The organism is Jiella marina (assembly GCF_024359545.1).
In the GTDB taxonomy this organism is placed as follows: domain Bacteria; phylum Pseudomonadota; class Alphaproteobacteria; order Rhizobiales; family Rhizobiaceae; genus Jiella.
This window is the reverse complement of sequence record NZ_JAKQZG010000002.1, coordinates 387,469-402,462: the sequence shown is the minus strand read 5'-3', so window position 1 is coordinate 402,462 and position 14,994 is coordinate 387,469. Positions and strand designations below refer to the sequence as shown.

The following is a 14,994-nucleotide window of genomic DNA, read 5'->3' as shown; positions in this document are numbered from 1 at the left end:
GCGCGGCCATCCTTACATATTGGGCAGCTTGGCATCCGCCGCGGCCAGCTCCGCATCGACATCATCCGGCCTCTTGATCCGGAAGACGGCGAGGTAGAGCGCCGGCACGAAGAGGAGCGTGATCAGCGTTCCGGCGATGATGCCGCCCATCATGGCATAGGCCATCGGCCCCCAGAACACCTCGCGGGCGATCGGGATCAGCGCCAGAGACGCGGCAGCGGCCGTCAGCAGGATCGGCCGGGCGCGCATCTCGCTCGCCTTGTAGACGGCGACCCAGGGATGCAGCCCCTCCTCGCGCAACACGTCGACCTGATGGACGAGGATGATCGAGTTGCGGATGAGGATGCCGACCAGGGCCAGAACGCCGAGGATGGCCACGAAGCCGAGCGGGGCGCCGGAGGGCACCAGCGCCGCGACGACGCCGATGAGGCCGAGCGGCGCTGCGCTGAGCACCACGAGCATGGAGCGGAAGCTCTGCATCTGGACCATGATCAAAGTCAGCATCGCGACGAGCATCACCGGCACGACGGCCGCGATCGGCCCCTGGCTTTCGGCGCTCGATTCCACCGCACCGCCGACCTCGACGGAGTATTCCGGCGGCAGATCCTCGCGGAACGCGTCGATCTGGGGCTGAAGATCGGTGACGATGGTCGCAGGCTGGGCCGACCCGGCGATCGCCGCCTTGACCGTGATGGTCGGCACGCGCGAACGCGAATAGAGGATCGGGTCTTCATATTCGTAGCGATAGCTCGCGAGTGTTGCGAGGGGGATCGCCTGACCGCTGGAACTGGTGAGCTGCAGGTTCTCGATCGCCTCGATCGTGTCGCGGTCCGACTGCCGGCCGCGCGCCACCACGTCGATGAGATAGATGCCGTCGCGGATCTGGGTGATGGTGGAACCGTCGAGGATGAGATTGAGGTTGGAGGCGATTTGCTGCGACGAAACGCCGAGCTGTCGCGCCTTGTCCTGAAGGATCTCGACCTTCAGCTCGCGGGCCGGTTCGTTCCAGTCCATGACGATCGAACGCAGCCGCTCGTCCTCGGCGACGAGAGCGGCCAGTTCCCGCGCCTTCGTGCGCACCGTCTCGATGTCCGGTCCGCCGATGCGGTACTGCACCGGACGACCGACCGGCGGACCGAGTTCGAGGTTCTTCACATAGACGTCGGTGCCGACGAGTTCCTCGCGGGCGAAAGCCTGAAGCTTCTCGCGGACCCGGTCGCGGGCTTCCAGACTCTTGTTGACGATGACCACCTGGCCGAAGAACGGATTGGCGGGCTGGACGTCATAGGCCAGGATGAAGCGCTGGGCCGAACGGCCGACATAGGAGCTCCAGTGGTCGACATCCTCGTCGCCGACGAGCGTCGCCTCGAGCTTGTCCATCTGGGCTCGCGTCTCGGCGATCGAGGCGTTGTGGCGGAGGGTGAAGTCGACCACCAGTTCCGGCCGGTCAGAGGTCGGGAAGAACTGCTGCTGCACGAAGCGCATGCCGTAGAGCGACAGGGCGAAGAGCGCGACCGTGACGAGGATCGTCAGCCAGCGGAAACGCATCACCGCCCGCAGCATCTTCGAGAAGGCGCGACGGACGAAGCCCGGCTTGGCGTCGTGCTGATGCATGGTGCGCGGCAGAAGCTTCACCCCGATCAGCGGCGTGAACAGGACGGCGACGACCCACGACAGGAGCAGCGACAGCGCGATCACCACGAAGAGCGAGAAGGTGTATTCGCCGGCGTTCGAGTTGTTGAAACCGATCGGCAGGAAGCCGGCGACCGTCACCAGGGTGCCCGAGAGCATCGGAAAGGCGATCGAGGTCCAGGCAAAGCTCGCCGCCTTCTCGCGGCTGTCGCCGGCCTCCAGCCGCGAGACCATGGTCTCGATGGCGATCATGGCGTCGTCGACGAGGAGACCGAGCGCGATGATCAGCGCGCCCAGCGAGATGCGCTGGAGCGTCAGCCCGTACATCTCCATGCCGACGAAGGTGAGCGCGAGCACGAGCGGGATCGACAGGGTGACGACGAGGCCCGCCCGGAAGCCGAGGCTGACGAAGCTGACGGCCAGCACGATGGCGACCGCCTCGAACAGGGCGCGGGTGAAGCCGCCGACCGATTCCTCCACCACCGCCGACTGGTCGGCCACGCGGTGAATGTCGATGCCGACGGGAAGCTCGTTCCCGACCTCGGTCATCTTCTCGTTCAGCGCCTCGCCGAAATCGAGGATGTTGCCGTTTTCGCGCATGCCGATGGCAAGCCCGATCGCTGGTTCGCCATTGTAGCGGAACAGGCTCTGGGGCGGGTCTTCATAGCCCCTGGTGATGGTCGCGACGTCGCTGAGGCGGAAGAAGCGGTCGTTGACCCTGAGGTTGACCTCGCGAAGGCTCTCCTCGGACGTATACTGGCCGGAGACCCGGACGAAGATGCGCTCCGGCCCGGACTGGATCACGCCGGACGGGGCGATCGCGTTCTGGGACTGGAGCGTATTGATGATCGACTGCTGGTCGATGCCGAGACTGGCGGTCTTGCGGAGCGAGAACTCCAGATAGATCACCTCGTCCTGTGCGCCGACGAGTTCGACCTTGCCCGCCTCCTCCAATTGCAGCACTTCCGTGCGCACTTCTTCGACATAGTCGCGCAATTGCCGGTGGCTCAGGCCGTCGGCGGTGAAGGCATAGATGTTGCCGAACACGTCGCCGAACTGGTCGTTGAAGGCAAATCCCCTGAACTCGCTGGGAAAATCGGCGCGGATATCCGTCATCATGTGGCGCACGCGGGTCCAGATCTCGTCGATCCGGCCGGCCGGCGTGGTGGGAAGCAGATTGACGAAGATCACCGACTGGCCCGGCGTGGTGATCGAGCGGGTGTAATCGAGGCTATCGAGTTCCTGGAGCTTCTTCTCGATGCGGTCGGTGACCTGTTCGGTCATCTCGCGCACCGTCGCGCCCGGCATCGCACCGGAGACCACCATGGTCTTGATGGCGAAGTCCGGGTCTTCCTCGCGGCCGAGATTGAGGTAGGACAGGATCCCCGCCACGCAGGCGATCGCCATGAAGAACCAGATCAGCGAGCGATGTCTGAGGGCCCAGTCGGAAAGATTGAAGGACGTCACGCGGCACCATCGGTAGGGATCGAGACGGCCTGCGCCTCTTCGAGTTCGTTGACGCCGGCGGTCACCACCCGGTCGCCGGGCGTCAGACCCTTTGCGACCGTGACCTGACCCGTCTCGGCGGAGAGAGGGACGCCGTCGGAAAGCGTGACCGCCCGCTTGTGGACCGTTTGCGTGTCAGGATCGACCACCCAGGCTTTCGTCTCGCCGTCTTCACGAAAGACCGCCGAGGCCGGCAGGAAGATCGAGGATTGCGCTTCGGGATCGAGCGGCACGGCGGTGACGAGGGCGCCGATCCGGAACGCTTCCGGCGGATCGTCGAGGAGGATGCGCACCCGGTTCGTGCGGGTCAGGGCATCGGCCTGGGGCGCGATCTCGCGGATTGCACCACTGGCGGTCAGGGAAGGCTCGATCTGCAGGACGACGCGGAAGGGCGAACCCTTCTCCATCCGCGACGTCTCGGCGGCCGGGATGTCCACCACCGCCTCGCGCTGATCGGTCCGGGCGAGCGTCATCACTGTGGCGCCGGCCGCCACCACCTGGCCGACATCGGCCTCGCGGTCGGTGATGACGCCGGCAAAGGGCGCCGTCAGGACCGTGTATGACAAGGCATTCTCGGCCTTGTCGACCTGGGCGCGCGCATTGACGAGTTCGGCCTCGGCGGAGGCAAGGTTCTGCTCCACCCGGTCGAGCTCCGACTGGGAGGCGGTGTTCTCCTCGAAGAGCTGCCGGGTGCGCCGGGCGCTCGCCTCGGCGGTTTCCGCCTGGATGCGGGCGTTGGACAGCTGCGCCTGGGCGGAGCGCAGGTCGGCGGCGAGACTCTCGGCATCGATCGCCGCCAGCATCTGCCCCTTCTCGACCCGGTCGCCGACATCCACCTCGCGCGCGACGATCCGGCCGAGGGTCCTGAAGGCGAGCGTCGTCTCGAAACGCGGCTCGACAGTACCGCTGAAGCCGATCGTCTGCGTGTCGGCCTTCGAAACGACGACGGAAAGGACCGGACGCGGCGGCGCGGGGGCCGTTTCCGTATCCTCCGATTGCGAGCAGGCCGCCATCAAAAGGCCGGCCGCGACCACGGCTAACGGCACAACAAGACGAGCGATCATTGCGCGGCCTCATCCTTCGAAGCGTCTGGCATCGAAGTCCCCTCATTCGGCGAGTCCTGCGTCAGCGGATCCGCTGCAGCAGGGTCCGAGGGATCGAGCAGCGCCACCACCTGGCCCGGCCGCACGATCTGGGAGCCGCGGGTGATCACCCGATCGCCTGCCTCGAGCCCTGATGCGATGCGGATTCGGCCGGTCTGGTAACCGCCGATCTCCACCGTGGTGAGGCTGGCCGCCCCGTCGTCGCCGACGATCCAGACGCTCGGACGGCCGTTCTTTGCCATGAGGGCTTGCCAGGGCACGAAGATCGCGCGTTTCGGGGTCACGCCGCTCGCCCGCCCGACGACCGCCGAGCCAAGCGTCATGTCAGGCGGGGTGTCCTCCAGGCCGACCTTGACCTCCACCGTGCCGGTGGCGGTGTCGATGAGGGGGGAGACTTCGCGGATGCGGCCCTTAGCGGTGACGCCGGGATTGCCGACGAGTGCGACCTCGACGGTTTCGGGCTGCTTGTCCGGAATGAGGAGTTGCGCCTGGATGTCGAAAACGGCGTCCCGCCCGCCCTGCCGCGCGAAGCCGAAGGCGGTCTGCGCGGCACTCACCACCTGGCCCGGATCGACGCTTCGGCTCGTAATGACGCCGGCGGCATCGGCCCGCAACGTTGTCTCTTCGAGGTTCGTGCGGGCGGTGGAAAGATCGGCCTCCGCCGCACTGACGGCGCTCCTTGCGGCCGAAAGCGCATTCTCGGCGGAGTCGAATTCGCCCTGGGTGGTGAAACCCTTGGCGAGAAGCTGCTCCTGGCGTTCATAGGTGGCCGTCGCCTGGCGCAGCCGCGCATTCGCCGATTGCAGAGCCGCCTCCGCCGCCGCGACGCTCGCCTCCTGCTGCGTCGGATCGAGCCTTGCAAGCGCGGTGCCCGGTTCGACTTCACTGCCGACGTCGACGAAGACGTCGGTGACCCGGCCGCTGGTCTTGAAGGAATAGGTCGCGGTGTGGCGGGCGACGATCTCCCCGGTCAAGGTGACAGTGTCGCTGTAGTCCTCGGGCTCGACGGTGACGTAGGCCACCGGCTCCAGCGGGCGCTCGAGCGCCTCCTCCTGTGCCGTACAGGCACTAACGAGCGCACCGACCGCGACAAGTCCCGCGGACCATCCCGCCTTATGGAAGCGCTTCATCCCCGGAAACGGCATGGGCTCGGCCAATTTGCTTCATCGTAAAATTGCTTTATGATAAAGGTATATCAAACAGGCGGAGTGGTCAATGGGATCGAAGACGCGGAGCGCAGGGACCGGCATACCGGCGAGTCCCCGCATTCTGGAGTTGGCACGTCTCTTGAAGCAGACCGGCCATATCGCCCAGACCATCGACCGTGAAATGGCTTCCCGCCATGGCCTGGCCCTGACCGATCTGAGCTGTCTCGGGTTTCTGGAAAACGCGCCGCCGCCCGTCAGCGCCAAGATGATCGCGGAACATGTCGGGCTCTCATCCGGTGCGACGACGGCGCTGCTCGACCGTCTCGAACGGGAAGGCTATGTCGAGCGGCAGCCCAACCCGGCGGATCGCCGCGGCATCACCATCAGACTGGTCGAAGCGAGGGCGCGGCCGGTTCTGGACGCCAATCGCGAATGGCGAGACCATCTGAAAGCGATCATCGAACGCCTGTCCGACGAGGAGGCGGCGATCGTCATCCGGTTTCTGAGCGACGTGACGACCCTGCCGGAGACGGCCCTGCCCGGTCGCAAGGGCTGATCCTCGGGCCGGAGTCAGACGCGGCCACAAATTGCGGAAACATGCAGGAAATCAATCGCTATTTCGGTGCCATCGACCGGCCTGAAAGAGGAGGTCCGTGCCCGTTTCCGGCAGATGACCCCGCCCTCCTGATGATGGCATGATTTGCTGACCAATCATCGGTTTAGTTGATAGGTTTGGCCAAATATGGCAGACCTGTGGCAGCCGAGGGTGAACCGCCACGTCCGGTGCGCAGCGACGGTTCGCTTCGGGGAACATTCGCAAAATCGTGACTGCTTGGAATGGCATGTCGATGTCGGAAGATTTCTCACATCCCGTGGTCGCGATCGGTGCGTCCGCGGGAGGAATCGAAGCGCTGAAGGCGTTCGTCGCCGGCATTCCTTCAGACACCGAGGCGAGTTTCGTCGTCCTGCAGCACCTGTCGCCCGACCACGAAAGCCAGTTGACCGAAATCCTGTCGCGCTCGGCCCATCTGCCGACGCTTGAAGCCCACGGGGAGATGTCGGTCAACAAGGGCCATATCTACGTCCTGCCGCCCGACCGCTATCTGCGCATCATCGATCACGGCCTGTTCACCGAGGAGCCGACCGCACCACGCGGACAGCGCATGCCGATCGATCACTTCATGCGTTCGCTCGCCCATATCGTCGGCAATCGCGCCATTGGCGTCGTCCTGTCCGGGACCGGTCAGGACGGGGCGATCGGCATCCGGGAAATCAAGGGCGCGGGCGGCATCACCTTCGCACAGTCCCCTTCGACGGCGCTTTATGACGGCATGCCGAAAGCGGCGATCGAGATCGGGGCCGTGGATTTCACAGGGTCGATCGAGGAAATCTGCCGCGAACTCCTCGCCGTGACGGCCCGCAAGTCGAAATCCAGCACGGAGGGGTTCTCCCGCGAGGACCTCAATGGTCCGATATCGGTCCTCAAGGCTCGAACCGGGCAAGACTTTTCCGCCTACAAGACCGGAACGATCGGCCGCCGCATCCTGCGGCGCATGAATCTGCTCGGCTTCGACGATATCGCCGACTATTCGGGCTATCTGCGGACCAACGAGAACGAGGTCCGGCAGCTGTTCGAGGACATGCTGATCAACGTCACGTGCTTCTTTCGCGACCGGGACGTGTGGGAGACGATCAGGACATCGGTCGTGCGACCGATGATCGAGAAGGCCGGAGACGAGCCGATCCGGATCTGGGTTCCTGCCTGTTCCAGCGGAGAGGAGCCCTATAGCCTGGCGATGCTCTTCGAGGAAGAGAAGATCGCCCGGAAGACGGATACGGACTGGCAGATCTTCGCCTCCGATCTGGACGCCGATGCCCTGCTCACGGGACGCGAAGGCCTCTACCCGGCATCGATCGAATCCGACATTCCCTCCGACATTCTCGGCCGATATTTTCAAAAGGAAGGCGGCAGTTACCGGATCAGCAAGAGCCTGAGGGAGCAGGTGGTCTTTGCCCGCCACAACCTTCTCACCGATCCGCCCTTTTCGAAACTCGATCTGGTGAGTTGCCGCAACTTCCTTATCTATCTGGACAATTCCTACCAGCGCCGCGTCCTCGACGCCTTCCATTTCGGTCTGGTCGAGGACGGATATCTCCTGCTGGGGACATCCGAATCCCTTGGCGCCAGTCATTCCGGGTTCAAGTCGGTCTCGGCCAAGACCCGCATCTATCAACGTCTGCCGGGACGCGGGACCGCAGCTTTTCCTGTCGGAGTCGACAAGGGCTCGCGGAACCAGGCATCGAATTTCGCGGTCGAAAACCGTCCGCGCGCACGGCAGCGCGAACTGGGCGACATCGTCAAACAGTCGCTCCTGACGCGCTTCTCGCCGGCGGCGGCGGCCATCCACGCCGACGGTCGGATCGCCTATTATCACGGCTCGATTCGACGATTCATCGACACCCCTGAAGGCGAGCCCTCGACCAATCTCTTCGACCTTCTGCCTCCGCCGCTGCGCGCCCGGGTTCGCGAGACCCTGCGCGCGGTCAGGAATGGCGAGGACCGCGGCCAGGGGACGGCTCGCATCGCAAACGACGGCATCGAGACCAACGTCTCGGTCGAATGCGTCCGCATCAATCATGCTGATTCCGAACTGTTTCTCGTCTCCTTTCAGGCGGAAGCGGGACGCGAGGTCTCCGGAAGAAAGCGGAAGGCGAGCAAGGCCGCGGAGGTTTCGGACGACACGTCCGAACAGGTCGAGTTCCTGGAAAACGAGCTTGCCACGGTCCGCGAGGAACTGCAGACCACCGTGGAGGAACTGGAGACCTCGAACGAGGAACTGAAGGCCTCGAACGAAGAGGCGATGGCCGCAAACGAGGAATTGCAATCGGCCAACGAGGAGCTGGAGACTTCGCGCGAAGAACTGCAATCGCTCAATGAAGAACTCATCACGGTCAACAATCAGCTCCAGGAAAAGATCGGCGAAGTCGAGAGGGCGACCGACGACCTGCGCAACCTTCTGGCCAGCACGCGGCTGCCGGTCCTGTTTCTGAACAGCGAATTCAAGATCGCCAGCTTCACCCCGGCGATGAAGGCGATCATCGATCTGCGCGGAAGCGATATCGGCCGGCCGCTCAGCGATCTCGCCATGAAGGTGGATGACCGGAGCCTGACGGAAGACTGCCGGGCGGTGCTCCAGGATCTTCATGCCAACGAGGTGGAGATCAACTCCGCCGACGGCCACATCTATCTTCGCCGGGCCCAGCCCTATCGCACGGGGAACGACCGGATCGACGGCGTCGTCGTCACCTATACCGACATCACCACCCTGGCCACGGTGACCCGCCGGCTCGAGGGCCGCGAGCGACAGCAACGCATCATCGCCGAACTCGGCAAGACCGCCATCGGGGCGCGCGACGAACAGCGTTTCCTGGAAGACGTCTGCAGCGCCCTGCGCATGGCACTCGAATGCGATTATGCAAAGATTCTCGTCTATGACGAGGCACAGGATCGTTTCGACCTGAGGGCCGGGATAGGCTGGAAGCCGGGCATGGTCGGCCGGGTCAGCGTCGATGCGGGCGTGAAGAGCCAGGCCGGTTTCACAGCCCGCACCCGCGATGCCGTGATCGTGACCGACGGAGCGAAGGAACGCCGCTTCGAGCTGCCGCAGCTCCTGACCGACCACAACGTGGTCTCGGGCATCAGCGCCGGCATCTTCATCCATGACCGCTGCTGGGGGGTGATCGGCCTGCACGACCGGGAAAAGAACGCCTTCCGCGAGGAAGATCTGGCGGTGATCGTCAATGCGGCCAACATCATCGCCGCAACGGTCATGCAGATCACCCGCGAGCGCTCGCTGTTCCGCGAGCAGATCATGCTCGAACTGATCATCCGGGCGGCCAATATGGGCGTCTGGCGCTACGAGGCAGCCAAGGGCAAGATCCATTGGGACGAACGGCTGCGGGACATGCTGGGCGTCCAGGACACGCTGACGCAGCCGACCTTCGAGGCGGCGCTCGAAATGATCGCGCCGGACGACCGTGAGCGCGTCGAGGCGGGCCTCGAGCGGACCCTGCGCACCGGTGCGCCCTTCCACGAGGAATTCCGCTTTGTCACCCCCGATGGCGACGAACGCTGGCTCTCCGGCCGCGCGGTGCGGATCGAGGAGGAGCAGGGCAAAACGGTGCTCGGGGTAAGCGCGGACATCACCGCGGACAAGGAGGTGCAGGAACGCACCCTGTTCATGATGCGCGAGCTCGACCACCGGGTGAAGAACCTGTTGAGCATCATCCTGTCGATCACCAAGATCACCGCCGGCAGCACGTCGGACAAGCGGCAGTTCGTCAACGAGTTCACCGAACGTCTCAATGCCATGGGGCGAACCCACAGCCTGATCGCGGAGAAGCAGTGGGACGGGGCCGATCTCCGGTCGATCCTCGAAAGCGAGGTGCGCCAGTATCGTCTCGGCGAGGCGATCCAGCTCTCCGGCCCCGACATCGACATCGCTCCGGCCGCGGCCCAGTCGATCTCCATGGCGATCCACGAGCTGGCCACGAACGCGGCGAAATACGGGTCCCTGTCAGTGGAATCCGGCGAGCTCGACATCCTGTGGCGGATCGAGGCGCCGAATGGCGAACGCCGGCTGACGCTGCAATGGATCGAGCGCGGCGGACCGAAGGTCGAAAAGCCCACCCGAAAGGGCTTCGGCTCCACCGTTCTCGAACGCATCCTGATCTCGCAGCTCGATGCCACGGTCGATCTGGACTTTCGCGAAACCGGTCTCAAGGCGGTCATCACCATCCCGGTCGCGCAGCTTCGCAATTTCGTCGCGACGCCCCAGCGCCGGGAACCGCCGCGCGCGGAAGCGCCGGTTTCCCCCGCCGAAGTGCTGGGCGGCAAGCGGGTTCTGGTGATCGACGACGAATGGCTGGTCGCAGAGCAACATGCCGGAGCCCTCGCCGATGTCGGGGCGCAGGTGGTCGGGCCGTTCACCCAGCTCAAGCAGGTGAAGGACGAGGTTCTCGCAGAGCCGCTCGATCTGGCGGTCGTGGACTACAACATCGCCGGAAATGCCGCGCTCGGGCTCATCGACAAGCTGGGCGAGCGGGGCGTGCCCGTCCTGATCGTCACGGCCTATGGTTCGAGCCTGGACCTGCCGGCGACGGTGTCGGCCAAGATGGTGCTGAACAAGCCGGCCAGTCTGACGGCAGTTCTGAACCGGGCGGCGACGCTGCTCGCCAGAAAGGCCCCCCATGGCGAATCCGCGTAACATCATCGGGATCGGCGGCAGCGCCGGATCGCTGCAGCCCCTGATGCAGCTTCTCGAAGCCTTCGGCGACCGGAAAGAGGCCGCGATCTTCGTGGTCGTGCATCGCGCGGAAGGCTCGCATCACCTGCCGGAACTGCTGCAGAAGGCGACGCCGCTCAAGGTGATCGAGCCCGAGGACGGCGTGCCGATCGAGCCCGGCCACGTCTATGTCGCGCCGCGCGACCGGCACATGCTGATCGGCGCGCGCCACGTCCATCTGCGCCGCGGTCCCCGCGAGAACAATTTTCGCCCGTCGATCGACCCCCTGTTCCGGGCACTGGCGGTCTTTGCCTCGACACGGGCGAGCGGGGTCATCCTGTCAGGCTATCTCGACGATGGTTCGGCCGGCCTCAGAGCCATCGCCTCGACCGGCGGCACGACCTGCGTCCAGAGCCCGGCCGAGGCCACGACGCCCGACATGCCCCGGGCCGCGATCAGCGCCCTCGGGGAGCCGGACATGATCGAGACGGCTGCGGATATGGGAGCCAAGCTCGCCGAGATCGCCACCATGCCCGCCGCCGAACCGATCGAGGCCGACGAAAAGATCAGGCTGGAACTGTCCATTGCCGGATTGGAGAAGTCCTCCATGAAGACCGAAGAGAAGCTGGGATCGCTGACCCCCTACAACTGCCCGGATTGCAACGGCGTTCTCTGGGAGATCGACGACAACGCCATCCTGCGCTTTCGCTGCCATACCGGCCACGCCTACACGGAGAAGACGCTGCGGGTGAAGCAGGACGAGATGCTGGAGCGCAGCCTCTACGAGAGCCTGCGCGCCCATCGCGAGAAGGCAACGCTTCTGCGCCAGCTCGGCGAGCGCGAGCCCAGGCTCCGCGACCAGTGGCTCACCCGCGCCGCCGACTACGACGCCGACGCCGAGCTCATCGAAGGCGTCATCTTGAACCGGCGCTCGGGCTGAGCGGTTCGCGTATTGGATTTACGGCGGCGCTGGTCTTCAATGAAGCTGTTCGACAAGGTTTGTCAAAGAATGCGGTCGCTTGAGACGAGATATCGGCAGTGAAGCTCCGGTCTCCCCCTCCTGAGCCTGTCGAAGGGGCGGGGGAGATGGGTGGCAACCCAGAGGGGGATGCGACACCGCCTCTCGAAGGTTTACCGCAGGCGTATCCCCCTCTGCCTGCCGGCATCTCCCCCGCCCCTTCGACAGGCTCAGGAGGGGGAGAAAGGCTCATCGCCTGGCGTCGTTCGGCCTTTGAGCGGAGACGCCTTCGGCTGCAAGGTCTCACATCGCAGCGGCCTTCGACTTTGTCGCCAGCGCGCTCGCGAAGGCGTGGATGCGACGCATGGCTTCGCGCAGGGTCTCGTCGGGCTTGGTCAGGGCAACGCGGATGAGGTCTCTGGTGTTGTCGCCGAAGGACGCGCCCGGCATCACCGCGACGCCCTGTTCCTCAAGGAGGCGCCAGGCGAACGCCTCGCCGTCGAGGCCCGTCCCTTCGACGTCGATCATCACGAACATGCCTCCGGACGCCTTGCCCGCCTTGAGGCTCGGACAGGTCGCCAGCTCGTCGGTGATCATGCCGACGCGGGCGGCGTAGCTCCGGCACATGCGCTCGGCGGTGTCGAAGGTGCCGCGCAGCGCCGCCTCGGTCATGTCGGCGATGAAGGGCTGGTTGCCGAAGAGGATCGTCTCCGAGATCGGCAGGAGCTTGGTGCAGAACTCCGCCGGCCCCACCGCCCAGCCGCTGCGAAAGCCCGTCGCAGCGAAGGTCTTGGAGATCGAGGAGACGACGATCGTGCGCGCGCGCAGTTCGGCGAATTCCAGCGGGGAGGCGAAGATCCCCTCGAAGATCAGATCCTCGTAGACCTCGTCGCAGACGATCCAGAGATCGTGCTCGATCGCGATCTGGCCGAGCTCGGCGATCGTGTCCGCATCAAGAAGCGCGCCGGTTGGATTGTGCGGCGTGTTGAGGAGGAGAACCCGGCTTTGCGGCGTGACCGCCGCCCGTAGATCCGCCGGCTGCATGACGAAGCCGTTCTCGATGTTGAGCGGGACCGGTTGAAGCACCGCGCCGGGCGCCTGGATGACGCCGGCATAGGTCGCATAATAGGGATCGCCGACGAGAACGCCCTCGCCCGCGTCGACGAGCGCGGTGATCACCGCGTAGAGCGCCGTCTGAGTGCCCGGGAAACAGAGGATGTTGTCGGTCGTGATGCCCGGATGACGCGGCCGGTACTTCTCGACCAGCGCATTCAGGAGACCCACCTCCCCCCGGCCGTTGGAATAATGGGTCCGGCCGCGCAGCATGGACTGGTGGCACACTTCGATCAGGGCCGGGTCGACGGGGACATCCGGCTCGCCGATCGTCAGTTCGATGATCGCCTCGCCCCGGGCCATTTTCTCGCGGGCCGCATTGTGGACGGCCCATTTCTCGCCGCCCAGATCGGCAAGGCGCTCGGTGATTCCGGCATAGCGCATGGTGTTGTCACTCGCTTGTCAGTGTGATCGGGAAAGCGTGTTGGCGGGAAGGCCCAGCAGGCGCTCGCTTGCGTCCAGGAGAAGATCCGGCAGCAATGCTTGGCCGTAGAGGCCCGAGTTCAGGGAGCCTTCGACCCACAGACCGTCGATCAGCCCGTTCAGCGCGATCGCGTGGCGGCGGCAGGTGGCGGTGTCGTGTGGCAGCCCATGATCGATCAGGACCGGCTCGATCAGCGCTTCGAGTAGATGCAGGAATTCGCGATAGCCTTCGCGATGGATCGTGGCGAAATCCGCCTCGTACCGGACCCGGCCGACGAAGGTCGCCCAGAGCGAGACCTTCTCTTCGGACAGATTGGGCGCCGTCATGTTGGCAACGAGGAACTGCCGCAGCTGCGCGTCCGCGGCGCCCCGCGCCTGGCGGGCGCGCTCGCTCGCCTCCGTGGTCAGCTGGCCGACCAGATAGGCGTAGGCGTTGCGGATCATCTCCTCCTTGCTGCCGAAATGATGCCGCACGAGGCCGGGCGTCACTCCGGCCTGATCGGCGATCCGCCGCACCGTGGCACCATGCAGCCCGTGCTGCGCGATGCAGACGAGCGTTGCCTCGATGAGGTCCCGCCGCCTGTCGTCCTGGGAGAGGCGCTGAAAGGCCTTTCTGCTCATGCTTCATCGCCGAGACGGCAACGCGCGGGTGCGGGCCGATCCAGTGCATGGGCGGGACACCTGCCTGTTATACAATCGAATAACTCCTCGACGTCGACGGGCGGGACTGTCTGAACCGCCCGCTTGGCCGGTGGCCGACCGGCCGGTCGGATCATCGCGCGACCAGTCCGGTTCAGTAGCCCTGGCTCCGGTCGACCGAAAGCGTCAAGGGACGGCCCTCCAGAAGCTCGCGCGCGGATGTCAGAACCTGCTCAGTCACCACGCTCGGCGTCGAATCGCTGGCGATATGCGGCGTGATCCGGATGCGCGGGTCGCGCCAGAACGGATGGTCCGGCGGCAAGGGCTCCTCGCGGAACACGTCGAGGCTCGCGCCGGCCAGCCGCCCCGCCTCGAGCGCGGCCTGAAAATCCGCCTCGTCGAGATGCTCGCCCCGGCCGATCTGGACCAGCCATGCGCCCTCCGCGAGCCGGTCGAACAGCGCGGCGTTCAGGACGTTCTCGGTCTGTGGCGTCAGAGGCAGGATGTTGACGACGAAATTCGCGCCCTCCGCCGCCTGGAGAACCGCATCCGCGCCGGCAAAATAGCGCACGCCCGGCAGCGGCTCGGCCGGTTCGCTGCGGCAGGCGACCGAGACAGAGAAGCCCGCAGCGGCGAGCGCCTTGGCGACCGCCCGCCCCATGGTGCCGTGGCCCAGCACCGCGATCCGGCATTGCTCCGGCGGGCGCATCGGCAGCGGCACCCATTTCGCTTCCGCCCGATTGCGGTCCATCCGAGCAAAGCCGCGCTCGACATGGAGGATCTCGTGGAGCGCGTAGCCCGCCATCAGATCGGCCTGATGGGGATCGCGCACCCGGCAGATCGCCACGTCCTCGCCAAGCCCCGGATGGCCGAGCATGGCATCGACGCCTGCCCCGATGGACATGGCCATTTCGAGATTGGGATAGGCCGCGAAGGCGTCGGAGCCGGGCAACCAGCACACGGCGAAGCGGATCGCCGCCGGATCATCCACCTCGTCGGGGTTGAGGAGGCGCACTTCGGGCGCACGATCGCCGAAATCGAGCCCGTAAAAGCCCTTCAGATCCATCGTCTCGCTCAGGAGAACGCCAAAGATCGTCCCTCGGTCGGCCATGATCGCCCTGTCTCCCCGTCCTTCGTTTGTCGCCGCGCGCGCCGGATCCCCCGTGGGAACCCGTCCATGGCGCGAA

General features: G+C 65.4%; 9 protein-coding genes. 3 read left to right on the top strand and 6 right to left on the bottom strand.

Going from position 1 to position 14,994, the window contains the following annotated elements:
* Positions 1-12: 12 nt before the first annotated feature.
* The 3 genes from MF134_RS05355 to MF134_RS05345 are packed head-to-tail and all read right to left on the bottom strand — an operon-like array spanning position 13 to position 5,398.
* Complete coding sequence (locus tag MF134_RS05355) at positions 13-3,099, bottom strand: efflux RND transporter permease subunit (RefSeq protein WP_255338371.1); 3,087 nt, start codon at positions 3,097-3,099, stop codon at positions 13-15.
* Entirely contained in the window at positions 3,096-4,202 is a 1,107-nt protein-coding gene (locus MF134_RS05350; protein WP_255338370.1) for an efflux RND transporter periplasmic adaptor subunit, read from the bottom strand. Before MF134_RS05350 ends, MF134_RS05355 begins: the two co-directional genes overlap by 4 nt.
* Positions 4,199-5,398 (bottom strand): efflux RND transporter periplasmic adaptor subunit, encoded by a 1,200-nt coding sequence (locus MF134_RS05345; RefSeq protein ID WP_255338369.1) that lies wholly within the window; start codon positions 5,396-5,398, stop codon positions 4,199-4,201. Before MF134_RS05345 ends, MF134_RS05350 begins: the two co-directional genes overlap by 4 nt.
* A 58-nt stretch (positions 5,399-5,456) precedes the next feature.
* On the opposite strand from MF134_RS05345, the gene MF134_RS05340 reads away from it, so the two are divergent.
* The 3 genes from MF134_RS05340 to MF134_RS05330 all read left to right on the top strand — a co-directional run bounded on the left by MF134_RS05340 (position 5,457) and on the right by MF134_RS05330 (position 11,614).
* Complete coding sequence (locus tag MF134_RS05340; protein ID WP_255338368.1) at positions 5,457-5,945, top strand: MarR family winged helix-turn-helix transcriptional regulator; 489 nt, start codon at positions 5,457-5,459, stop codon at positions 5,943-5,945.
* 292 nt (positions 5,946-6,237) lie between these two features.
* Positions 6,238-10,656, top strand: a complete 4,419-nt coding sequence (locus MF134_RS05335) for a chemotaxis protein CheB (protein WP_255338367.1) — start codon at positions 6,238-6,240, stop codon at positions 10,654-10,656.
* Positions 10,640-11,614, top strand: a complete 975-nt coding sequence (locus MF134_RS05330; RefSeq protein WP_255338366.1) for a chemotaxis protein CheB — start codon at positions 10,640-10,642, stop codon at positions 11,612-11,614. Before MF134_RS05335 ends, MF134_RS05330 begins: the two co-directional genes overlap by 17 nt.
* Before the next feature lie 321 nt (positions 11,615-11,935).
* On the opposite strand, the gene MF134_RS05325 is transcribed toward MF134_RS05330, so the two are convergent.
* From MF134_RS05325 to MF134_RS05315, 3 genes are all read right to left on the bottom strand, one after another.
* Positions 11,936-13,129 (bottom strand): pyridoxal phosphate-dependent aminotransferase, encoded by a 1,194-nt coding sequence (locus tag MF134_RS05325; RefSeq protein WP_255338365.1) that lies wholly within the window; start codon positions 13,127-13,129, stop codon positions 11,936-11,938.
* Between the two features lie 18 nt (positions 13,130-13,147).
* Positions 13,148-13,789 (bottom strand): TetR family transcriptional regulator C-terminal domain-containing protein, encoded by a 642-nt coding sequence (locus MF134_RS05320; RefSeq protein ID WP_255338364.1) that lies wholly within the window; start codon positions 13,787-13,789, stop codon positions 13,148-13,150.
* 172 nt (positions 13,790-13,961) lie between these two features.
* Positions 13,962-14,918: an NAD(P)-dependent oxidoreductase gene (locus MF134_RS05315; RefSeq protein ID WP_255338363.1), complete on the bottom strand. Its 957-nt coding sequence runs from the start codon at positions 14,916-14,918 to the stop codon at positions 13,962-13,964.
* Positions 14,919-14,994: the final 76 nt, after the last annotated feature.